At 66.1% G+C, this 22,332-nt stretch carries 21 protein-coding genes; 10 read left to right on the top strand and 11 right to left on the bottom strand.

Going from position 1 to position 22,332, the window contains the following annotated elements:
- The first annotated feature begins 64 nt into the window (after positions 1-64).
- The 3 genes from RZA67_RS02275 (at position 65) to RZA67_RS02265 (ending at position 2,760) form a co-directional block, all read left to right on the top strand.
- A complete protein-coding gene (locus RZA67_RS02275; protein WP_317213778.1) occupies positions 65-1,267 on the top strand; it encodes an amidohydrolase family protein in 1,203 nt (400 codons plus the stop codon).
- Positions 1,268-1,403: 136 nt separating this feature from the next.
- Positions 1,404-2,345 carry a DegV family protein gene (locus RZA67_RS02270; protein ID WP_317210905.1) on the top strand — a complete coding sequence of 314 codons (942 nt, stop codon included), beginning with the start codon at positions 1,404-1,406 and terminating at the stop codon, positions 2,343-2,345.
- A 73-nt stretch (positions 2,346-2,418) separates the two neighbouring features.
- Positions 2,419-2,760 (top strand): hypothetical protein, encoded by a 342-nt coding sequence (locus tag RZA67_RS02265; protein ID WP_317213777.1) that lies wholly within the window; start codon positions 2,419-2,421, stop codon positions 2,758-2,760.
- An 83-nt stretch (positions 2,761-2,843) separates the two neighbouring features.
- On the opposite strand, the gene fghA is transcribed toward RZA67_RS02265, so the two are convergent.
- The 4 genes from fghA to RZA67_RS02245 form a co-directional block, all read right to left on the bottom strand.
- Positions 2,844-3,674 (bottom strand): S-formylglutathione hydrolase, encoded by an 831-nt coding sequence (gene fghA, locus RZA67_RS02260; RefSeq protein ID WP_317210904.1) that lies wholly within the window; start codon positions 3,672-3,674, stop codon positions 2,844-2,846.
- A gap of 49 nt (positions 3,675-3,723) precedes the next feature.
- Positions 3,724-4,833 carry an S-(hydroxymethyl)glutathione dehydrogenase/class III alcohol dehydrogenase gene (locus tag RZA67_RS02255; RefSeq protein ID WP_317210903.1) on the bottom strand — a complete coding sequence of 370 codons (1,110 nt, stop codon included), beginning with the start codon at positions 4,831-4,833 and terminating at the stop codon, positions 3,724-3,726.
- Positions 4,834-4,935: 102 nt separating this feature from the next.
- Positions 4,936-5,211, bottom strand: coding sequence for a metal/formaldehyde-sensitive transcriptional repressor (locus tag RZA67_RS02250; RefSeq protein WP_317210902.1), 276 nt, complete (start codon positions 5,209-5,211; stop codon positions 4,936-4,938).
- Positions 5,212-5,284: 73 nt separating this feature from the next.
- Positions 5,285-6,169: a LysR family transcriptional regulator gene (locus RZA67_RS02245; RefSeq protein ID WP_317210901.1), complete on the bottom strand. Its 885-nt coding sequence runs from the start codon at positions 6,167-6,169 to the stop codon at positions 5,285-5,287.
- Positions 6,170-6,276: 107 nt separating this feature from the next.
- Here RZA67_RS02245 and RZA67_RS02240 point away from each other — a divergent pair, with 107 nt between their 5' ends.
- Both RZA67_RS02240 and RZA67_RS02235 read left to right on the top strand, forming a co-directional pair.
- A complete protein-coding gene (locus tag RZA67_RS02240) occupies positions 6,277-7,335 on the top strand; it encodes an NAD(P)-dependent alcohol dehydrogenase (RefSeq protein ID WP_317210900.1) in 1,059 nt (352 codons plus the stop codon).
- Positions 7,336-7,719: 384 nt separating this feature from the next.
- Positions 7,720-11,016, top strand: a complete 3,297-nt coding sequence (locus RZA67_RS02235) for an autotransporter domain-containing protein (protein ID WP_317210899.1) — start codon at positions 7,720-7,722, stop codon at positions 11,014-11,016.
- A 71-nt stretch (positions 11,017-11,087) separates the two neighbouring features.
- Here the strand turns inward: RZA67_RS02235 and RZA67_RS02230 are convergent, their stop codons facing one another.
- The gene (locus RZA67_RS02230; protein ID WP_317210898.1) at positions 11,088-12,452 is read right to left on the bottom strand and encodes a glutamate--cysteine ligase; all 1,365 of its coding nucleotides are present in this window, start codon (positions 12,450-12,452) and stop codon (positions 11,088-11,090) included.
- Between the two features lie 188 nt (positions 12,453-12,640).
- Here RZA67_RS02230 and RZA67_RS02225 point away from each other — a divergent pair, with 188 nt between their 5' ends.
- A complete protein-coding gene (locus tag RZA67_RS02225) occupies positions 12,641-12,793 on the top strand; it encodes a hypothetical protein (RefSeq protein WP_317210897.1) in 153 nt (50 codons plus the stop codon).
- Between the two features lie 512 nt (positions 12,794-13,305).
- Here the strand turns inward: RZA67_RS02225 and yihA are convergent.
- Positions 13,306-13,908, bottom strand: a complete 603-nt coding sequence (gene yihA, locus RZA67_RS02220) for a ribosome biogenesis GTP-binding protein YihA/YsxC (RefSeq protein WP_317210896.1) — start codon at positions 13,906-13,908, stop codon at positions 13,306-13,308.
- A 132-nt stretch (positions 13,909-14,040) separates the two neighbouring features.
- Between yihA and RZA67_RS02215 the strand changes: the two genes are divergently transcribed.
- The 4 genes from RZA67_RS02215 (at position 14,041) to RZA67_RS02200 (ending at position 17,295) form a co-directional block, all read left to right on the top strand.
- Positions 14,041-14,838, top strand: coding sequence for a c-type cytochrome (locus RZA67_RS02215; protein ID WP_317210894.1), 798 nt, complete (start codon positions 14,041-14,043; stop codon positions 14,836-14,838).
- A gap of 101 nt (positions 14,839-14,939) precedes the next feature.
- Positions 14,940-15,587 carry a thiol:disulfide interchange protein DsbA/DsbL gene (locus tag RZA67_RS02210; RefSeq protein ID WP_317210892.1) on the top strand — a complete coding sequence of 216 codons (648 nt, stop codon included), beginning with the start codon at positions 14,940-14,942 and terminating at the stop codon, positions 15,585-15,587.
- A 98-nt stretch (positions 15,588-15,685) separates the two neighbouring features.
- Positions 15,686-16,501 (top strand): thiol:disulfide interchange protein DsbA/DsbL, encoded by an 816-nt coding sequence (locus tag RZA67_RS02205; RefSeq protein WP_317210891.1) that lies wholly within the window; start codon positions 15,686-15,688, stop codon positions 16,499-16,501.
- A gap of 20 nt (positions 16,502-16,521) precedes the next feature.
- Entirely contained in the window at positions 16,522-17,295 is a 774-nt protein-coding gene (locus tag RZA67_RS02200; RefSeq protein ID WP_317210890.1) for an endonuclease/exonuclease/phosphatase family protein, read from the top strand.
- An 85-nt stretch (positions 17,296-17,380) separates the two neighbouring features.
- Here RZA67_RS02200 and RZA67_RS02195 read toward each other — a convergent pair whose 3' ends face one another.
- The 5 genes from RZA67_RS02195 to RZA67_RS02175 all read right to left on the bottom strand — a co-directional run bounded on the left by RZA67_RS02195 (position 17,381) and on the right by RZA67_RS02175 (position 21,554).
- A complete protein-coding gene (locus RZA67_RS02195) occupies positions 17,381-17,599 on the bottom strand; it encodes a hypothetical protein (RefSeq protein WP_317210889.1) in 219 nt (72 codons plus the stop codon).
- 158 nt (positions 17,600-17,757) lie between these two features.
- The gene (locus RZA67_RS02190) at positions 17,758-18,216 is read right to left on the bottom strand and encodes a hypothetical protein (RefSeq protein ID WP_317210888.1); all 459 of its coding nucleotides are present in this window, start codon (positions 18,214-18,216) and stop codon (positions 17,758-17,760) included.
- 267 nt (positions 18,217-18,483) lie between these two features.
- Positions 18,484-18,663 carry a hypothetical protein gene (locus RZA67_RS02185; protein ID WP_317210887.1) on the bottom strand — a complete coding sequence of 60 codons (180 nt, stop codon included), beginning with the start codon at positions 18,661-18,663 and terminating at the stop codon, positions 18,484-18,486.
- 194 nt (positions 18,664-18,857) lie between these two features.
- Positions 18,858-19,694 carry a hypothetical protein gene (locus tag RZA67_RS02180; RefSeq protein ID WP_317210886.1) on the bottom strand — a complete coding sequence of 279 codons (837 nt, stop codon included), beginning with the start codon at positions 19,692-19,694 and terminating at the stop codon, positions 18,858-18,860.
- Between the two features lie 111 nt (positions 19,695-19,805).
- The gene (locus tag RZA67_RS02175; RefSeq protein WP_317210885.1) at positions 19,806-21,554 is read right to left on the bottom strand and encodes a type IV secretory system conjugative DNA transfer family protein; all 1,749 of its coding nucleotides are present in this window, start codon (positions 21,552-21,554) and stop codon (positions 19,806-19,808) included.
- Positions 21,555-22,332 lie beyond the last annotated feature (778 nt).

Below are 22,332 nucleotides of genomic sequence, written 5' to 3'. Positions count from 1 at the left end.
ATTGAACAGGATCTGCTCTGCAGGCCGTCGTACATGGCGCCTGGCTGCCGCGGCCGCGCTGCTGATGTTCGGCCCGGTCGCCGCCGCCCAGGACGTGCTGATCCGCGATGCGACGGTGCATACCGTGAGCGCCCGCGGCAGCCTGCAGCATGCCGATGTGCTGGTGCGCGGCGGCCTCATCGCTGCGGTGGGCCCCGGCCTGTCTGCGCCGGCAGGCGTACAGGTGGTCGAAGCCGGCGGACGGCCGCTGACCCCCGCGCTGTTTGCCGGCATCACCGAGATCGGCATCGAGGAGGTCTCCGGCGAAGCCAGCACGGTCGACAGCCACCTCAAACTGGGCGAACAGCCGCTGCGCCCTGAGTTTGACGTGACCCTGGCCTACAACCCGGCTTCGGTGCTGGTGCCGGTGGCACGTGTGGAGGGGCTTGGCTTCACCGCGTTGGGCGCCACCACCGGCGGCGGCTTCGTTGCCGGCCAGGGCGGCGTGCTGCGTCTGGATGGCAGCCTCGACCCGATCGGGCCGCGCGCCCTGTATCTGCGCCTGGGCGCCGAGGCGGCCGAACTCACTGGGCAGTCCCGGGCAGCGCAGTGGATGCTGCTGCAGCAGATGGTCGACGAAGCGCGCGGGCGGATTGCGGCTGATTCACCACATGCGCTGCTGACCCCGGCCGGACGCCGCACGCTGGCCGGGTATCTGGCTGGTCAGGGTCGGATCATCGTCGCGGTGGACCGCGCGTCCGATATCCGCCAGCTGCTGCGCTGGGCCCAGCGCGAGAAGGTACGCATCGCCATTGCCGGCGGCGCCGAAGCCTGGCAGCTTGCCACCGAGCTGGCCGCTGCGCAGGTGCCGGTCTTCGTCGATGCGCTGGGCAACCTGCCGGCCAGCTTCGACCAGCTTGGCGCCACGCTGGAAAACGCCGCACGCCTGCAGCGCGCGGGCGTCCCGGTCAGCTTCGCCCAGCGCGAGGACGTCTCCCACAATGCACGCAAGATCCGCCAACTGGCCGGCAATGCGGTGGCCCATGGTCTGCCCTGGGCCGATGGCCTGGCCGGACTGACCCGGGTGCCGGCCCAGGTGCTGGGCGTGGCCGACCGCATCGGCAGCATCGAGCCGGGCATGCAGGCTGACCTGGTGCTGTGGGAGGGCGACCCGCTGGATGTGGCGCATTACGCCGAGCAGGTGTGGCTCGGCGGCCAGGCGATGCCGATGCGCTCGCGGCAGACCGAGCTGCGCGACCGCTACCTGCACCGCGCCCGCGTCCGCTGACATCCTGGAGGTGGCGGTGCAGCGGCGACGCTGAGGTCCAGCCGGCATGGCGGCCACCCGGCTGCAGCATCGGGGGCCGTTTTGCGATAGCGTTCACACTTCGAGCTACGCAAAACGGCCCGGAGGGGGCCCGCCGATGCGCATTGGAATCGTTGTCGACTCCGCCTGCGACCTGCCGCAGGACTTCATCACCGACCACCGGATCGTGCTGCTGCCGATCACCGTGCGCATCGGCGAAGCCATGCTGGCCGACCACCGCGACGAACAGGCCACGCTGAGCTTCCTGCATGCCCATGTCGCCGAGCATGGCGCCGAGGCGGAAACCATCCCCTTCAACGTGCAGCAGATCCGCGACCTGTTCCTGCAGCAGCTGGTCATCGACTACGACCACGTGTTCTGCATGACCATCACCCGGACCCGCAGCCCGATCCATGACAGTGCGCTGCAGGCCAGCTTTGCCATCCTCAACGACTACAAGCCGGTGCGGCAGGCGGCCGGTTACAACTCGCCCTTCGCGCTGCGGGTGATCGACACCCAGAACCTGTTCGCCGCCCAGGCCGTGACCGCGGTGGAAGCGGTGCGCCTGCGAGACAGCGGCGCCAGCGTGCAGCAGATCCGTGAACGGCTGGAGGAACTGGCCGGCAACGTGCACGGCTACATGGTTACCCGCGACCTCTACTACATGCGTGCCCGCGCCCGCCACAAGGGCGACCGCAGCGTGGGTCTGCTGAGTGCCGCGCTGGGCAGCGCGCTGGACATCAAACCCATCCTGCATGGATACCGTGGCGACACCGCACCGGTGGCCAAGATCAAGGGCTTCGACAACGCTGTGGCGAAGCTGTTCGAGGTGGTGGGCAAGCGCGTACGTCATGGCCTGATGACGCCGACCGTATGTGTGAGCTACGGCGGTGAACTCGACGAGCTGCGCGCCCTGCCCGGCTACTCCCGCCTGCAGGCGATCTGCGAGGAGAACGGGGTACAGCTGTATGCCTCGGTGATGAGCCTGACCGGCATGGTCAACGTGGGCAAAGGCGCAGTGACGGTCGGCTTCGCTGACCAGCCGCATCGTTTCGAGTGAAGGCAGGCCTCGGCCCGCCGCCTGCACGTGGCCTGCACCGCGCACCTGCAACGCTTTGCGCGCCTACAAGGAGATGGACATGACCCAGTACCACATCAGCCTGCCCGACCCCGCCAAAGCGCGCGGCACCGACGGCGAGTTGGCCTTCACCGCGCACGGCGCCGAAGGCTTTGCCGAGCAGCTGCAGGACGCGCTGCGCAGCACCACGCTGTTCGATCGCTGGCGCGGCAAGCAGCCTGACCCCGACGCCGTGGAAGACCAGTGGGGCGCGACCGACCCGCAGGCAACCGTGACCGGCGAACAGAAGGACCTGCGCATCAACCTGGTGGCCACCACCAGCATCGACAGCGACGTGTTCAAGCAGCGCATGCGGCTGCTGGCCGGCCACAACTGGGAGCTGCGCGACGTGCGTTGAGCGCGACTGCCGCGTAGAGCCGGGCTCTGCCCGGCTGCTCTTCGTTTCGGTGCACGTGTAAACCAGCCGGGCAGAGCCCGTCTCTACACCTTCAGCGCCTTGGCGTGGTGCGCGATGTGCTCACCGATGAAGCTGGCGATGAAGTAATAGCTGTGGTCGTAACCCGGCTGCAGACGCAGCTCAAGCGGATGGCCGGCAGCTTTGCAGGCCTCGGCCAGACGCTGCGGCTGCAGCTGTGCGGCAAGGAACTCATCAGCATCGCCCTGGTCCACCAGCAGTGGCAGACGCTCGCGCGCATCGGCGATCAGCGCCGTGGCATCCCACTGCGCCCATGCGGCACGGTCATCACCAAGATAGGCGCTGAAGGCTTTTTCACCCCACGGCACCTGGCTCGGCGCGACGATCGGTGAGAACGCCGATACGCTGCGGTAGTGCCCCGGGTTGCGCAGGGCCAGCACCAGCGCGCCGTGACCTCCCATCGAATGACCACTGATCGCACGCGCGTCGGTAGCGGCGAACTGCGCCTCGATCAGCGCCGGCAGCTCGTTCACTACATAGTCGTGCATCCGGTAATGCTGTGCCCACGGCTGCTCGGTGGCATCGAGGTAGAACCCTGCCCCCTTGCCCAGGTCGTAACCGTCGGCATCGGCAACCGCATCGCCACGCGGGCTCGTGTCGGGCGCGACGAGGATGATCCCGTGTTCGGCGGCATAGCGCTGGGCGCCGGCCTTGGTGATGAAGTTCTGCTCGGTGCAGGTCAGCCCGCTCAGCCAGTACAGCACCGGCAGCTTCTGCGTGTCCGCCTGTGGCGGCAGGTAGACCGCCACATTCATCGTGCAGCCCAGCACCTGCGAGGTGTGGCGGTAAACGTCCTGCCAGCCGCCAAAGCAGGCGCGGCGTTCAATGCGTTCCATGGAAATCTCCGCAGCGGGGCGGCGGGCACGCGGCCCGCCGCCAGGTGGCTCAGTAGTGGACGACGGAGCGGATCGACTTGCCTTCGTGCATCAGGTCGAACGCTTCGTTGATCTTCTCCAGTTCCATCGTGTGGGTGACAAACGGTGCCAGCGCGATGTCGCCCTTCATCGCGTCCTCGACCATGCCGGGCAACTGGCTGCGCCCCTTGACGCCACCAAAGGCGGTACCCATCCACTTGCGGCCGGTCACCAGCTGGAACGGGCGGGTGGAAATTTCCTGGCCCGAACCGGCCACGCCGATCACCACGCTCTGGCCCCAGCCGCGGTGTGCGCATTCCAGTGCCGCGCGCATGACGTTGACGTTGCCGATGCATTCAAAGCTGTGGTCAACACCCCAGGTGGTCATCTCGACGATCACCTGCTGGATGGGCTTGTCGAAGTCCTTCGGATTGATGCAGTCGGTGGCGCCGAACTCGCGCGCCAGCTCGAACTTGGACGGATTGGTGTCCACAGCGATGATGCGACCGGCCTTGGCCTGGCGCGCGCCCTGGATCACGGCCAGGCCGATGCCGCCGAGACCGAACACGGCCACGCTGTCACCTTCCTGCACCTTGGCGGTGTTGTGCACCGCGCCGATGCCGGTGGTGACGCCGCAGCCGAGCAGGCATACATGTTCCGGGTTCGCATCCGGGTTGATCTTTGCCAGCGATACCTCGGCCACCACGGTGTACTCGCTGAAGGTCGAGCAACCCATGTAGTGGTAGATCGGTTCACCGTTGTAACTGAAACGCGTGGTGCCGTCGGGCATCACGCCTTTGCCCTGGGTTGCGCGCACGGCGACGCACAGGTTGGTCTTGCCGCTCGTGCAGAACAGGCATTGGCCACACTCGGCGGTGTACAGCGGAATCACGTGGTCGCCCGGCTTGACGCTGGTCACGCCCTCGCCCACCTCGACCACGATGCCGGCGCCCTCATGGCCCAGCACGGCCGGGAACAGGCCTTCCGGATCATCGCCGGACAGCGTGAACGCATCGGTGTGGCAGACACCGGTATGAGTGATCCTGACCAGCACTTCGCCGGCTTTGGGCGGGGCGACGTCGATCTCGACGATCTGCAACGGCTGGCCGGGACCAAACGCAACGGCGGCACGGGATTTCATGGTGGGTTCTCCAAGGGAAACACGGGGGGCAGGGATAGGCAGGGCCGGTGTTGCGGACCTGTCGCGGCCGGGCGCGCGGACCGGCCCGGCGGCAATTGGGGGTTATTTGAGATAGGAGCGGATCAGGCCACTCATCTCACGCACGCGTTCGGCGCGCTGCGCCTCGGAAGTGGCTGGCTGGCCGAACTCCTCGCGCAGATGCGCTTCCATGACCTCGGACATCAGGCCGTTGACCGCACCACGGATGGCCGCGATCTGCTGCAGTACCGGGCCACAGTCGGCACCCGCTTCCAGCGCACGGTCCAACGCATCGCACTGGCCGCGGATGCGGCGCACGCGTGCCAGGACCTTCTTCTTTTCTTCAGGTGAGTGCGGCATGGACCATCCAAGGCAGAACTATACTGGGGGATAGTATACCGATGTGCGCAAGAGCGCTACCGGGCGGCCCCACTCACCCACGCAGATGGTCCACGAACGCGCGCAGCGCCGAGGCCATCTGCCTCTGCCGCGGGTAGTAGAGGACGAAACCGGCAAACGGCTCGCTCCACTCTTCCAGCACGGTCACCAGCGTGCCGGCCTGCAGGTGTGCCCGCGCGGCGTCCTCCAGCACATACGCCAGACCCAGCCCATCCAGCACCGCGCGGATGATGGTGGACTGCTCACCGAGCGTCAGCCGGCCCGGCACATCCATTTCCAGTGCGTGGCCATCGCGCTCGAACTGCCATTTGTAGATGTGCCCGCTGGCGAAGCGGAACCGGATGCACTCGTGCATCAGCAGGTCGTGCGGATGCTGCGGTGCCGGCCGTCGCTGGAGATAGGCAGGCGATGCCACGATCAGCCCGCGCAGCGCGGGGCCCAAAGGCACGGCGACCATGTCCTCAGGCACGAACTCATGCAGGCGTACACCGGCGTCGTAGCCTTCGTGCACGATGTCGACCAGTCCATCGTTCTCGGTCAGGTCCACGCGCACGTCCGGGTGCGCGGCCATGAAGGCGGCCAGTCTCGGGCTGAGCTGTGTCGCCACGGCGGCGCGGGTGGCATTGATGCGCAGCAACCCGGAAGGGGTGGCACGGAACTGGTTCATCTCATCCAGCGCGTCGTGCACCTGGTCCAGCGCGGGCTGCAGTCGCTCCAGCAGACGCTGGCCGGCTTCGGTCAGCGCCACGCTGCGCGTGGTGCGATGGAACAGGCCGACGCCAAGGCGCTCTTCCAGCGCGCGGATGGCATAGCTCACCGCCGAAGTCGACAGAGCCAGTTCGGCACCGGCGCGGCGAAAGCTGCGATGACGGGCCACGGCGGCGAAGGCGGCCAGATGGGTAAGGTTGTCGGTGGCCAAGATTGTGCAGTCCGGCTGGATGAATCATCCCGATTCCGGGCCTATGTGCCCGGCGGTGGCCCGCGTATTGTAAAGCGCCTTTCCACAAACCCTGCCAAGGATTCCCCATGTCCCTCGCCCACGGCTATGCCGTCACTTCCACCACCGCCCCGCTGGCACCGCACACCTTCGAGCGCCGGGCGGTAGGCCCCAACGACGTGCGTATCGACGTGCTGTACAGCGGCATCTGCCATTCCGACCTGCATCAGGCGCGGGATGACTGGGGTGGCGCGCAGTACCCGATGGTGCCGGGGCACGAGATCATCGGCCGCGTTGTCGAAGTGGGCGCCGAGGTCAGCACGCTGAAGGTCGGTGACTACGCTGGCGTAGGCTGCATGGTCGACTCCTGCCGCCACTGTGATGCCTGCAGCCACGATCTGGAGCAGTACTGCGAGGAAGGCCCGACCTACACCTACAACAGCCAGGACCGACAGACCGGTGAGTTGACCATGGGCGGCTACTCGGACCATATCGTGGTCGAGCAGCGCTTCGTGGTGAAGGTCTCCGAGAAGCTGGACCTGAAGGCCGCCGCGCCGCTGCTGTGTGCTGGCATCACCACCTGGTCGCCGCTGCGCCACTGGAAGGTCGGCCCCGGCCAGAAGGTCGGCGTGATCGGCCTTGGCGGCCTGGGCCATATGGGCGTCAAGTTCGCCAAGGCGCTGGGCGCGCATGTGGTGATGATCACCACCACACCGGAGAAGGGCGCCGACGCCAAGCGCCTGGGCGCCGACGAGGTGCTGGTCTCGCGTGATCCCGTGCAGATGAAGGCGCACGCCAACAGCTTCGATTTCCTGCTCAACACGGTGCCGGTCGGCCATGACACCAACCCGTACATGAGCCTGCTCAAGCGCGACGCCACCCTGTGCCTGGTCGGTGTGATCACCGGACTGGAGCCGGCACTGATGGGTGCCAGCGTGATCTTCGGGCGCAAGCATGTGACTGGCTCGGCGATCGGCGGCATGGCCGAGACCCAGGAAATGATGGACTTCTGCGCTGAGCACGGCATCGTCGCCGATGTCGAGGTCATCGACATCAAGGACGTCAACCAGGCCTGGGAGCGGATGGCCAGCAATGACGTGCGCTACCGCTTCGTGATCGACATGGCCACGATCAAACCTGCGGCCTGATGCGCGCAGGCTCGCACTGAGTCACAGCACGGCACTCAAACGCCCCGGTCCAACAGGACCGGGGCGTTTTCTTTGCGGCCGCCGGCGCCTGGCTTGCTGCGCTGAAGGTCGCCCCTGCCACCGAGGCAGCAGGGCCACCTGACGCTGCCGGACACTGCCTTGGCGGCTGCCGCCTTGCGTGAACGCGTGTTCCCATCCGCCTCATACAGACGGTTACAGAACCTCAGGAAACTGCAATGACAGGTCAGCCGCTGGCCGCTGACGATCACCCTCTGCACGCCGATTGCCTGCAGCGCTCTCCGTCATCGCCGAGGTTTGATCATGCACGATGTTCCATCCCGCTCTGTTGTTAGCCCCCAACGCGTTCTGTCCCGCGCGCTTGCATTGGCCACGCTTGCCTGCAGCGCCCCCGCCGCACTGGCTGAAACCTCCAGCGAGGCTCGTGACCAGTGGCAACGCCAGCGCGCCCAGCAGCATGCGCTGCACACCCGTAGCCTGGTGGGTGCCGGTCCGGCCGGCAACGCAGCCAACGCACCGCGTAGCAGCCCACCGCTGGCTGCTGCCGGCGACCGCCAGCAGTGGCGCACCCCGGAGTTCCTCCAAGGTGGTGGACTTGGCATGATCAAAGCTGATGCTGCCTACGCACGTGGTCTGAGCGGAACTGGCATCCGGCTGGGCGTCCTGGACTCAGGCACATGGCTGGATCATCCCGAATTCGCAGGCAGGGACCACCGGAGCATTCTCCTGCAGGCACCGGGTCCCGATGGCGGCCTGTGCCAACGCGGCGCTGCTCTGGCGGGGCCGGACGCCTGCTACTTCCGCGACGGTCGCGACCCGAGCTACGAGTTTCTGGTAATCGATGAGAACGTTCCAGACGATCTGAGGCAGCAGATCGAGGACACCTACGGTCCTGCCGGTCTCAATCCGCAGGACCACGGCACCCACGTCGGCGGCATCATCGCCGCCAACCGGGATGGCCGAGGCATGCATGGGGTGGCCTTTGGTGCGCTGCTCACCGTTGCCAACAACGAGTACGACAGCTTGAACCACTTTTTCATGCAGGATGGCCAACTGCAACGACGCGATATCGATGGCAAGGAAATGCCCGACGCGTTGGTGCCGGTGATGTTCGACAGGTTCGCCCAGGATGGTACGCGCGCGATCAACAACAGCTGGGGCATCGGTGTCTCTGCAACAACACTGGAAGAGCTGCAGGAGATCCTCGCCTCACCCAGCCTGCAGCACTTCAGCAAGACATATGGCACCGTCAGCGCACGACACGGCATGCTGCAGGTCTGGGCGGCAGGCAATGCCGCGGGCGAAGGCACGCCGGACGAGCGTCCCGGCGCCGATGCACTGGCCTCACTCCCGCATGCCCTGCGCGAACTGGAGCCGTTGTGGCTGAGTGTGGTCGCGGTGGACGATCAACAGGAACTGGACCCGTTCTCGGTCAAATGCGGACTCACCGCCAGCTGGTGCCTTGCCGCACCTGGCAGCGGGATCGACTCGACCCGGATCGGTGCTGCCGATGATCCGGTCGGCGTGCGCATGCGCGGCGACGATGTTCATGTAGACGTGCCCAGCGATGCATTGCTGCCGGAGTATGGACGCTACGGCGGTACCTCGATGGCGGCCCCGCATGTCACCGGTGCACTGGGTCTGCTGTTCGAGCGCTTCCCCTACCTGGACAACGCCCAGGTGCGCGATGTGCTGCTTACCACCGCCACCGATCTGGGCGCGTCCGGTGTCGATGAGATCTACGGCTGGGGCCTGATCAACCTGGAAAAAGCCATCGAAGGCTATGGCCAGCTGCGCGTGGACACCGACGTGGTGATGAACCAGCGTGCCGGTGGCCGCAAGGTGTGGCAGGGCGATGCGTGGGATGACTGGACCAATGACATCGGCGGCCCCGGTGCACTGACCAAGTCAGGTATCGGTTGGCTGCGACTGAGTGGTGACAACACATTCAATGGCGCGCTTGTACGCGAGGGAATCCTTGAACTCGATGGGCACAATACGTTGACCAGCGCGGTGCAGGTCGACGGCGGCCAGCTGCGTCTCAACGGCAGTCTGCTCGGCACCAGCCTGCAGGTGCACGCGGGCAGCGCGCTGGTCAGCAGCAGCGGCGTGCTTGAGGGCTCGAACCTGCTCATCAACGGTGGCAGCGTGCGCTTTGATGGCAAGCAGCGCAGCGGCCATACCGCCATCGAACAGAACGGCATGCTCGGCGGTACTGGCACACTGAGTAACACCGACAACAACGGAACCCTGGTCCCAGGCGATGGTCTGGGCGGCGGCACACTGAAGATCAACGGCAACTACCGCCAGGGCAGCAATGGCACGCTGCTGGCCAGTCTGGCCGGGGACAATCCTGCGCTGCTGACGGTCAGCGGCAGTGCCGTCCTCAGCGGCAACGTAGTGGCCGCGCCGGTTGAAGGCCAGTTCTACCTCGGCGAGCAGTTCAATCTGCTGCACGCCGAGGGCGGTATCAGCGGCAGTTTCGCCAGTCTGGATACGCACGCATTTTCACCGTTTCTGCAATTCTCGTTGCAGGGCGATGCCAGCACCCTGCGCGTGGATGTCCAGCGCGGGGCCAGCCTGCACAGCGCTGCCGTGGGTCACAACCAGCAGGCGCTGGCGGCCGTGCTCGATACCCTGCCAGTAAGGCAGGGCCTGCCGCAGCCGCTGACCCAGCTGTTCCCGCAGCAACTGGGCACGGCACTGGATGGCCTCAGCGGTGAACTGCATGCAGCCGCGCCGCTGGCGCTGGCTCAGAGCAGCCGCTATGTGCGCGATGCCGTATTGGCACGCAGCAACGCCGGCGCGCTGGCCCCCCAGGCCGATGCCGCGCCAGCCACGGTGTGGGTACAGGCCATCGGTGGTGCAACGACCATGCAAGGCGGCGCGGGCCTGGCCAGCGCCCGCAGCAACAGTACCGGCCTGCTCGCCGGTGCCGAGTACATGCTGGGCTACACCCAGCTGGGCATGGTGCTGGGCAGCGGTCGCAGCGACGTGCGCCAGGCACAGGGGCGCCAGGCCAGACTGCGCAGCGACAACCGCCATGTCGGCCTGTATGCCAGCCACGACTGGGGGGCGCTGACCGTGGGCGGCGGCATGGCCTACAGCCGCCATCGCATCGACAGCGAACGCCAGCTCCAGTTCCAGGGCTTCCACGATGCGTTGGCCGCGCGCCAGCACGGCAGCACCCGCCAGCTGTTTGCCGAGGGCAGCTACCGCTTCGGCAGCGAACAGATCGGACTCAGCCCCTACCTGCAGGTGGCCCGGGTGCGCGTGGACCTCGGCGACGTACGCGAACGTGGTGGTGCCGCTGCCCTGCACGGCAAGGTCGGTAGAATTGACAGCACGACGGTCGGCACTGGTCTGCGTTTTGACAAAGGCCTGCAGGCTCAGGGCCAGGACAACAGCTGGCTGCGCCTGACCGGCAGCCTTGGCTATCAGCGTAACCTCGGTGACCGCGAAGGCGCAGCGTTGCTCGGCTTCAATACCGGCAACCGCTTCGGCGTCGCCTCGACCGCGATTGCGCGCAGCGCCTGGACCGGCGAACTGGGCATCAGTGCCTGGCTCACACCACGGCAACAGCTGCAGCTGGGCTACAGCGGCCAGTTCGCCAGCCGCAACCGTGACCATGCGCTCAACGCAAGCTGGTCGCTGACATTCTGACTACGTAGAACGGGCCGCTGCCTCGTCTCGCCATGGCCACCCATGGCAGCCAGGCAGCGCCCCGGCTCTGCTCAATACGCGAACTCACGGAACACGTGGTCCACGTTGCCATGCCAGCGACCATGGAACAGCGCCAGCTTGCGCTCGGCCGGGGTGAGCCCCGACTCGACGATCTCACGCAGCACGTCCAGGTACTGGCTTTCATCCTGACCATCGGCGTTGCGCGCACCACGACGCTGCAAACCGGCCACGGCGATGTCCACGGCGTGGCGTGCGAGATCGCGCACGCTGCCACTACGGAACGGCAGGTTCAACGCATGCCGCGGCACGCCGTCGCGCAATGCGTGGCGCTCTTCCAGGCTGAAGTCGCGCACCAGGTCCCACGCTGCGTCCAGCGCGGCATCGTCGTACAGCAGCCCTACCCAGAACGCCGGCAGCGCGCACAGGCGGCTCCACGGGCCACCGTCGGCACCGCGCATCTCCAGGTATTTCTTCAACCGCACTTCAGGGAAGGCCGTCGTCATGTGGTCGGCCCAGTCGGTCAGCGTGGGCAGCGCGCCGGGCAGCACCGGAAGACGACCCTGCATGAAATCACGGAAGCTCTGGCCACTGGCATCGTGGTACGTACCGTCGCGGTAGGAGAAGTACATCGGCACGTCGAGCAGGTAGTCCACATAACGCTCGTAGCCGAAGCCATCCTCGAAGACGAAGTCGAGCATGCCGGTGCGGTCGGCATCTGTGTCGGTCCAGATGTGCGAGCGGTAGCTGAGGAAGCCGTTCGGCTTGCCCTCGGTGAACGGCGAGTCGGCAAACAGCGCGGTGGCGATCGGCTGCAGTGCCAGCGACACGCGGAACTTCTTCACCATGTCCGCTTCGCTGGCGTAATCCAGGTTCACCTGCACGGTGGAGGTGCGCGTCATCATGTCCAGGCCCAGCGAGCCGACCTTGGGCATGTACTCGCGCATGATGCGGTAGCGGCCCTTGGGCATCCACGGCATCTCATCGCGGCGCCACTTCGGCTGGAAGCCCATGCCGAGAAAGCCCAGCTGAAGTTCGCCGGCCACCTGCGCGACCTCGTTGAGGTGGGTGCCGGTTTCAACACAGGTCTGGTGGATGGTCTCCAGTGCCGCGCCGGAGAGTTCCAGCTGACCGGCCGGCTCCAGTGTCACCGACGCGCCGTCGCGCAGCAGCGCGATCGTGTTGCCCTTTTCCTGCACCGGCGTCCAACCGAAGCGGGTCAGCCCGTTCAACAGGGCCTGGATGCCGCGGTCGCCCTCGAACGTCGGCGGGCGCAGGTCGTCGAGGCGGAAGCCGAATTTCTCGTGTTCGGTGCCGATGCGCCACTGCGGCCGCGGCTTCTCGCCCGAAGCGAGAACCTCCACCAGCTGCGAACGATCGGTGATGGGCGTCTGTTCGACGTGGCTGGGGCTCGACAAGGGGGTGACTCGCTGCGGGGGGTGGCGGGAACGGAGGTGGGGTTGCGCCCCGACCATCGCAAGGGCGCACTATAGCGTGGCGCCTGCCCGCGTCACGCGCCTGTGACGGTTTTCAGCATCCTATCGGCAACCCCTTGACCGCCGTGAGCTGCCACCGATGGGACGAGGACGCTTGAGGACAGGGATGCATGACCCTGCCCGAGCCTGATGGCCACGCCGCGCTGCTGGCCGGGATGGCCGGCCTGGTCATCTGCGACAACGCGAAGGGCTACGCGTGGAACAGCGCGCGGCCGCTGAAGCGTGTGGCTGCCGGTAACCGGCCAGTTTCAATGGGTAGGTGACGACCGTTGGTCGTCACGCTTGAGCGGCCCGGCCATGCTGTGATGCCGCGCGCGGTGGCAACGGCGTGACGACCAACGGTCGTCACCTACCGGGGCGGGGTGCTGTGATGCCGCGCGCGGTGGCTACGGCGTGACGACCAACGGTCGTCACCTACCGGCGGGGTGCTGGGATGCTGCGTGCGGTGGCTACGGCGTGACGACCAACGGTCGTCACCTACCGGGGCGGGGTGCTGGGATGCTGCGCGCGGTGGCAACGGCGTGACGACCAACGGTCGTCACCTACCGGGGCGGGGTGCTGGGATGCCGCGCGCGGTGGCTACGGCGTGACGACCAACGGTCGTCACCTACCGGCGGGGTGCTGGGATGCCGCGCGCGGTGGCAACGGCGTGACGACCAACGGTCGTCACCTACCGGTGCGGGGTGCTGAAATGCTGCGCGCGGTGGCAACGGCGTGACGACCAACGGTCGTCACCTACCGGTGCGGGGTGCTGTGATGCCGCGCGCAACCCGGCTCAGGGCAGGCCGAGCCAGCCGCCGATGATGCCGCGGGCCTCGTCCACGCCGAGACGGTCCGGGCCGGAAAACACCTGCACGCTCACCGTATCGCCGAATGCGCTGTGCAGTTCCTTTTTGACCTTCTGCAGCGCCTGCATCTGCTGGCCGCGGCCAAGCTTGTCAGCCTTGGTCAGCAGGGCGTGCGCCGGCAGGCCGCGCTGCACCGCATAGGCCAGCATCTGCCGGTCGTAGTCCTTCAGCGGGTGGCGGATGTCCATCACCACCACCAGACCGCGCAGCGCCTGGCGCGTGCGGAAATACTGGTCGATGAAGGCCTGCCAGTGCGCCTGCAGGTCCAGTGGCACCTTGGCGTAGCCATACCCGGGCAGATCGACCAGATGCGCCTCGGGGTTGATCTGGAAGAACACCAGCTGCTGGGTGCGGCCGGGGGTCTTGGACACACGGGCCAGGCCGTTCTGCCGGGTCAGCGCGTTGAGGGCACTGGACTTGCCAGCGTTGGAGCGGCCGGCGAATGCCACTTCGGCACCTTCATCGGGCGGCAGCTGCCGCGCATTGTGGGCCGAAAGATGGTAACGGGCGCGTTCAATATGTAGAGACATGCGCATAGGATCGCACGTCGGCGCTGTTCACGCCCGCCCATGCTGCACTGCTGCGTTGACCCTGCCCGCGCGCGGCGTTGATAATCCGGGCATCCCGGCGCTGGGTCCGGCCGGTCCAAACGGAGCTATAGCATGCGCCACGCTCGCGTTCTTGCCGTTTCTGCAGTTGTCGTCAGCGCCATCGCCGCGGCCGCCTGGGCGCAGACCACGGTGACTCCGTTGCCGGACAACGGACCGATCCAGACCGCCTCGCTCGACGTCGACTTCAGCAGAACCACCTGGGGCGACCCGGTCGCGGGCCAGGGCAAGGCCGCCGCCTGCGCTGCCTGCCATGGCGCCGACGGCAATGCGACGGTCGAGATGTACCCCAGCATCGCCGGGCAGAGCGAGCGCTACGCCGCCCAGCAGATTGCGCTGATCGCCAGCGGCCAGCGCACCAGCGGTGCCGCCGCCGCCATGGTGCCGTTCGTGCAGAATCTCACCCCGCAGGACATGCGTGATATCGCCGCCTACTTCGCCACGCAGAAGGCCGGTGCCGGGCTGGCCGACGACAGCCTGGTCAGCGAGGGCCCCTACAAGGGCATGAAGTTCTTCGAGATCGGCCAGCAGCTGTACCGCGGCGGCGATGCCGGACGCGGGCTGCCGGCCTGCATGGCCTGCCATGGGCCCTCCGGTGCGGGCAACCCGGGCCCGGCCTACCCGCATGTGGGCGGCCAGCACGCCAGCTATGTCGCACGTCGCCTGCAGGAATACCAGGCCGGGCAGACCCACGAGACCGACAAGGCCCATTTCCAGATCATGGCCAGCATCGCCGCCAAGCTCACCGAGCAGGAGATCCAGGCACTGGGCAGCTACCTGCAGGGCCTGCACAACCGCGCCGACGACGTGGCCGCAGAGGCAGCTGCCGGCCCGGCACCCGCCGCGCCCTGACACGCTGCGTCACAGCGTCGGGGTCCACCGGCGCGGCCGTGTGCGGTATGTTCATCTCCATGCTGGCGCCCGCCAGCCCCTGACCCCGGAGATGTCCTTCAATGCGGTTGCTTCCCCGTCTGTTGCTGTCCCTGCTGGCGCTGATGCCGCTGGCCCTGTCCGCCGCCCCGTCCGCCGCACCGCTGCAGGAAGGGCGTGATTACGCGCTGATCGCCAACCCGGGCCCGTTCGCCCCGCTGGCCGGCAGGATCGAAGTCGTGGAGGTGTTCGGCTATACCTGCCCGCACTGCGCGCACTTCGAGCCGCAGCTGGCGCCGTGGGCGGCCAAGCTGCCCAAGGACGTGCGCTTCACCCTGGTGCCGGCCGCCTTTGGCGGCATGTGGGATGCCTGGGCGCGCGCCTATTACGCCGCCGACCAGCTGGGCGTCGCCAAACGCAGCCACGCCGACGTGTTCAAGGCGCTGCACGACACCGGCGAACTGCCGATGCAGAACGTCGGTGCCGACGAGCTGGCCGCGTTCTACAGCCGGTACGGCGTGACCCCGGCCGCCTTCAACGAAGCCCTGCGCAGCCCCGGCGTCGAACAGAAAATGACCGGTGCCCGCAACTTCCTGCGCCGCACCCAGGTGCCCGGCACCCCGGCCATCATCATCAATGGCAAGTACATGGTCCGCGGCAGCAGCTTCGACGACCAGCTGCGCATCGCCAGTGAGCTGATCAGCCGCATCCGCAGCAACAAGGCTCCCTGAACCGGCGCCGATCCTCGCGTGGCGTGAATGCCCGCGCATGTCATCATTCCCACCTGGCCGCTGCATCGCGTCGGCCCCACCATTGCTGGAGCGCTTTGATGAAGACCCGTTTCGCCCTGACCCTGGCGGCCCTGCTGCCTATCCTGGCCGCCTGCTCGCCTGACGACGGCTCGTCCAACACCACCCCGGCCGCGCCCGCGACCGCCCCGGCAGCCGAACCCGCTGCCGCTCCGGCCGCCGCCCCCAGCGAGCCGACCGCAGGCAGCGAGGCCGCACCGGCCAGCGCCGAGCAGGCGCCCGCCGCCGCTGCTGCACCGATGAACCTCAGCGGCCCGGAACCGGTGGCCGGTACCGACTACGTGGAGATCCCGAACGGCAAGCCGTTCCAGCCGGTGGCCGGCAAGGTCGAAGTGGTCGAGATCTTCGGCTACGTCTGTCCGGCCTGCGCTGCGTTCCAGCCGCTGGTCGGCCCGTGGAAGGCCGGCCTGCCGGGTGATGTGAACTTCGTCTATGTGCCGGCCATGTTCGGCAACACCTGGGACGACTACGGCCGCGCCTTCTACGCCGCGCAGACCCTGGGCGTGCAGGAGAAGACCCACGAAGCCCTGTATGCCGCCATCCACGCCGACCAGACCCTGAAGGGTGAGCGCGGCCGTGACAGCGTAAAGGACATCGCCGGCTTCTACGCCAAGCACGGTGTGGACGCCAAGCAGTTCGTGGCCACCATGAGCAGCTTCGCGGTGAACGCCAAGACCAACGCGGCCAAGCAGTTCGCCCAGCGCAGCCAGATCACCGGCACGCCCTCGATCATCGTCGACGGCAAGTACCTGGTGAAGGGCAAGAGCTTCCCGGACATGCTGCGCATCGCCGACCATCTGATCGCACGCGAGCGTGCGGCCAAGGCCGGCAACTGACCCAGGCAAGGCGCGCTTTCGTGAACTCCCCCCACGCACGTACGTTGCGCCTGCTGACCGCGAACATCCAGGCCGGTTCAAGCACCCGCCGCTACAGCGACTATGTGACCCGCAGCTGGTCACATGCGCTGCCGGCGGGGCGCAAGCGCAGCAGTCTGGATGCCATCGCCACGCTGGCCAGCGGCCATGACATCGTCGGCCTGCAGGAGGCCGACCCCGGCAGCCTGCGCTCCGGCTTCACCAACCAGACCCACTACCTGGCACAGCAGGCCGGTTTCAGCTATTGGAGCCACCAGCCGAATCGCCGCATGGGCGGCGTGGCATCGTCGGCCAACGGCCTGCTCAGCCGCCTGCAGCCGGTGGAAGTGCAGGACCACGCGCTGCCTGGCCGCATCGGCGGGCGCGGCGTGCTGCTGGCCAAATTCGGTGAAGGCCGCGAAGGCCTGGCCGTGGCCGTGGCCCACCTGTCGCTGGGCGCCGGTTCACGGCTGTCCCAGCTGGGCTTCATCGCCGACCTGCTCGCCGACCATCCCAATGCCGTGCTGATGGGCGACTTCAACTGCCTGGCCGAACGGCCCGAGATGCAGGTGCTGTACCAGAAGACCCAGCTGCAGCCCCCGGGCTGTGTGGTGCCGACCTTCCCGAGCTGGCGGCCGGACCGTGCCATCGACCACATCCTGGTCAGCAGCACGTTGCAGCAGCGCTCGGTGGAAGCCGTGCCCGCCGCGTTCTCCGATCACCTCGCGCTGGCCATGCAGATCGACGTGCCCACCAGCGCCCTGCGACCCGCCTGACGCTTGATCCTCGTAGAGCGGGGCTCTGCCCCGCTGCTCTTCCGCACGATCTGGCGACGCCGCGCGCAGCCACGGGCCACGCCCGTCACCCCACGACCTCCCCGCGCCGCGCCTTCACCGCCAGCGCGGCACCCACCGCCGCACGACCGGCTGCATGCAGCCCGCTCAGCACCCACAGCAGGGCATGCAGGTCGGCACGCAGCGCCCCGTCCAGCGCACGCCCGCTGCCGAGCAGATCGGTCGCCGCCGCGCGTGTGGCAGGGGCACGGTCATCGTCGATCCCGGCGAGCAGGGCCAGCAGCATCGCCAGGTCCTAGCGCTGCCAACACCGCGTCCTGCGCGGAAAAGAAGCGGTCACCGCCAGCAGGCTCGGCCTCTGTTCCGTTCTGTCAGTTTTTCATCATCCACACCGGCGCGCCGGCCGGGGATACGCTGGAAAGCCTTGATCCTGCGAGCTTCAGGTCACATCAAACAGCCCTTTGACACCTCAACGGCTGCGCGATATTCCGTGTACGTTGAATAAGGACCGCCGTAGCCCTTGTGTGCTGTCAGCGCTGCACAAAGCGCCTCGATCATCCGTGCAGCCTCCGGCTTCAGAGACGGCGGCAAACCTTCGCCACCGTTGATCCAGACCAGCGACCATCGGGACCAACCGGCACCGCCTCTCTCACCGCCTCCGTCGATCATGTCCAACCTTAATTCCAACAACTCACCACGCCAGTAGAACGTCCAGAACGTTCTGTTCCTGAGCTCCGGCTCACCACCACCCCCATTGGCTACATTTCTCAGATAGATGTTCCGCTCACGATCGATCGCCCAACTACGAGCACGCGTACCGCCGAACACGAACTCCTTGTCGATCTCCGCAATGCCGAACGCGACAGCGTCCGACTCCGAAATATCCTCAAGTACAAACGACATTTATTTTTCCTTGGCTTGAATACTGCTACTCATTCACACCGTACAGAGTCACTGAAGGTAATCGCCGACCTACCGTCATCACCATCACGCACAGATTGCGAGGGGCATCCAATAATCGAATCGTCCCTCGCTCACGTAGAGCGGGGCTCTGCCCCGCTGCTTTCCGGACCCCAGGGCAGGCCACGTGCCGGGCAGAGCCCGGCACTACGGGCGCAGGGTGACGGTGGCGCAACTGAAAGCCACGGCGGTTCCGGCTCCAGCCAGGCATCACTGCATCATCTGGCCACCCTGGCTTCTCTCCATCTGCTCACGTGCCTGCTGGAACTGCATCAGTGCCTGCGCCTGCTGCTGGTCAAGCGCCTCGGCTTGCTGCAGCACCTCGCGCAGCGCGGGTGCTGGCGTGTCCAGCGGCGTTGCCGAATGGAATCCCGGAGTTGTTCCATACACGTAGGCGACATCGTTCTGGAGGGTGAACTTCCGGAGTTCATCCGCACGTTCGTTCGCGGTCTATTGTCCAATCGCGCGCATTGGTTCGACCTACAAACGACTTGTCAATCATCTCCAGATCGTAAGCCAGCACATCAGCATCAGAAATTAGCTCATTTAAAAAAGGCATTCGGTCCCCAGTTCGTTTTCTTGGTTTACCGCACAGGAACGTCCCAGGCTCGAGGTGAGCTACCGCCCCCCTTCTGCGGGTAATCAGCAACGCGCCCGTGCCACAGATCCCACCGCCGCCGGCCGGCCTGCGCATGTTCCGTGGGCGGTGCCATCCAGACGCTCAGCGGGTGGGTGAAATGATCCACCGCCGACGAATGCCCGATCACGGTCGTCCCGCGAAAATAGTCCCTGCTGTCCAGCCGCAGAACGTTGTTCTCATCGCGCAGCGCATCGTGCGTGGCAGGCACGCGCAGCCGTTCCATGCGCTCATCAGCGCGCCCTACGATCATTTCAAAAGCGGCGAGCTGACCCAGCCGATCGCTCATCCCGGCCAGCGCCGCGCGCGGAAGCCCTTCGATGTAGGTGACATGTGGGCTGGCAATGATGCGAGGCACTTCAATAACCCCGAAGGCGCTGAGAGGGTGGGCGCCGGCAACGATGCCGTAGACCTCGCCGACCGTTGCCTCGGTGAACCGGATCAGTGCTTCCACGCACGGGCTGCCCGCCTGCTCGTAGAGCCACTCGGTGGCGGGCCCTTCGTAGACATCGTCTGTGATATCGGAAACGGCGACGCCAAACACCTTTGCCACGGCCGCCAGAAACTCAGGGGAGTTCAGGAACTGAGCGACCGGGGTCCTTTGAAAGGCACGGATATCGTCGCCGCCATCGAGCATCGCCGCGATCACGTCAGCGGAGGAAATGCCCGCGCCAACAGGCCCGCTGGAAAGCACCGTGATCAACCCTGGCGCGTCTGCACAGACATGCGATGCCAGCAGGGCAAGCGAACCCGCTGTCGAAAAGCACTCAGGGTAATCGCGCAACGTTGTGACAGCCTCGCGGAGGGACAACGGCGCCGTCACGGCCACGTGCCCTCGTCGAGGTCGCGCTCCCCAGAATCCGCCAGCGGAATCAACCCGATCACAGGCCACATGTCACGCCTCCCCGCGCCGGGTTGCCGGCGTCTGCTGGCTGCTTCCCTTCTTTCCGACAACAGCGGGCGACAGCTTCCTCACCGCAACGGGCGGCAGCAGCCGCTTCTTGAAGTACGGGTCGTTGTAATACCTGATCTTCTGGCACATCACCGGATTGGCAACGCCCTCGTACAGAAACACCTGCTTGTCAGCGCCCATGGCCTTCAACTCCTGCGGCAGCATCAAGGCGCGCCGCTGCTCGCTTTCGGAATACGAAACACTGCCGTGCCTGCCGCGGCTCTGCGATGTGTTGCGCAGGCGCACGGTGGTGTAGCCCAGCATGTCCGAATACTCGTTGGCGTCCTGCTGCTCGCGAGGGGCGTAGATGATCTGCAGCGCATGATTGGTGACGAGGGTGCGCGCCACCTCCTTGCCGTAGGTTGCATCCAGCTGGGCCATGCTCTGGATGATCGGCAGCAGGCGAAGGTTGTAGCCCGCCATGTAGCTCACCGCATTGGCGATGATGTCGACCTTGCCGATTGAAGTGAACTCGTCCATCAGCAGCAGGCACTGGTGCTTGAGCTCGGGGTTGTCCTGCGGCAGCTCTCTGGTATTGAGGTTGATCAGCTGGCTGAACATCAGGTTGATCAGCACACGTGCCTCGGCCAGCTTGTTGGGCTGGATGCCGATGTAGATGCTCATCTTCTTCCTGCGCACATCGGTGAGCAGAAAGTCATTGCCGCTGGTCGCCGCGTCCAGGATCGGATTGATGAACTGGTTGAGTGGCTCCCTGAACGTCCCCATGATCGAGGCGAAGGTCTCTTCTGCCTGCGACATCAGATTCTCGAAGGCCAGTCGGGTGTCACTGCTGACGAACGCACGTTGCGAGAGCTTGCTGAAGTACGTCCTCAGATCACCGCCGTTGCCGGAGGACAGGCGATAGATCTCTCCCAGGGTCGGGTACTCCCAGTCCTGATCGGGGAAGGTTCGCCTGATCTGATCATCGTGGCAGTCGAACAGGTACAGGCTGAATGCCATGAACGCATTGCGTGCCTGGCCAACCCAGAACTTCTGCGCATCCGAACCGTCCGGATAGAGCATCGCCGCCACGCTCATCAGATCCGAAATACGCTGCACCGGATCAGAAGCAATATAGTGCAGCGGATTCCAGCGATGGGTGCGTCCGTCTTCGGCGAAGGGATTGAACAGGAATACCTCCTGTCCCTGACTCTGACGCCAGCCAGAGGTCTTGGCATGGTTTTCCAGTTTGATGTCCAGCACCAGCACCGAGCCCTGGTACTCGAGCAGGTTGGGAATGACGATGCCCACGCCTTTGCCCGAGCGCGTGGGTGCGGCGAGAATCACAAACTGCTGGCCGTGCAGACGCAGCAGCCTGCCCCGGTACTTGCCCACCACGATGCCGGTGGCCGAGGCCTTGAACATGTTCTGCGCAGCCAGCTCCCCGGCCGATGCAAAGCGGGCGTCGCCGTGCACGGCGGCCGCCTTGTGCCTGAGCAGCGGTACCATCAGCGCCATCCACGCCAGCAGCGGCAGACCAAAGCCCGCGCCGCCGGCCACTTTGATCTTCAGGACGTAGGGCGCCACCTGCGGCAGGTCGATTGCACGGACGTAGGACCAGTACGTATCGAGCCCCAGCGGTGCTCGCAGTTTGAGCAGCATCAGGGTGAACTGCCCGGCAAGGTATTCACCGGCGATGAGTGCTGCCAGCAGGCTCCCGATGGCGACGCAGAACCTGTGCGAAGCCCTCACGAGAACGTTCCATTGATGCCTGCGCTGCGCTCACACCAGCGTCTTGCAACGTGTTGCATCCATTTTCCTTCGTGTTGCCGGTTCAGCGCGCCTGTCGACACTGGCACTTCAGACGCAGGCAATGGCTGCGCCCAGCCATCCAGGCGGGTGGATTGAATTCACGCTGCGGATGTTGGCGGCTGGATGGCGCTCGCACCATCGAATTTCAAAAAATCAATTAAAGGCGCAAGAACCAATCAGTCACCGTGATTATTTCTGACATCAATCAATAAACCGCGAGCACAGCGGCCTTGCAATCAGCTTGTAGCTGATAGTCGAATCAGCTCGATCAGCTAGCACGTTCTCACAGCCAGATCTGCCCAACTGGTGCGAAACGAACTCCTTACGTCACAGGATGTCGTCAAGCGTCTGCCATCGATTAAATATCCCGTGTGCCTGACGCGCGGGGGCAGCACCACAAGTCGTTCGCGACAGCGGACCCGCGGATGGCGCAACGGCAGCAGGCCCTGCCACCGGGGTGGCCCCCATGGGTACGCCGGCCACCGCACAGGCCGACGCCGGCCCCAGGCCCAGCGGACCGTCCTTCATCGCCATCCCCCCAGGGCGGCCTGCCCGGCGGCAGGCAGGGGCCTAAAACGACATTGCAGGTGCGAATCATTCCTATTAACATGTCGCGTCGCCGCGCATGCCAAGGAGGCCGCCGGCACCCGGTCGCTGCACAGGGCCCTGCCCTGCCATGTGAACCGCCCCCTCTTTTGCCCACCCAGGCCGCAGGATC

This window comes from Stenotrophomonas sp. C3(2023) (assembly GCF_032911385.1).
Classification (GTDB): domain Bacteria; phylum Pseudomonadota; class Gammaproteobacteria; order Xanthomonadales; family Xanthomonadaceae; genus Stenotrophomonas.
The sequence above is the reverse complement of the archived record's forward strand: the minus strand, read 5'-3'. Positions and strand labels throughout refer to the sequence as shown.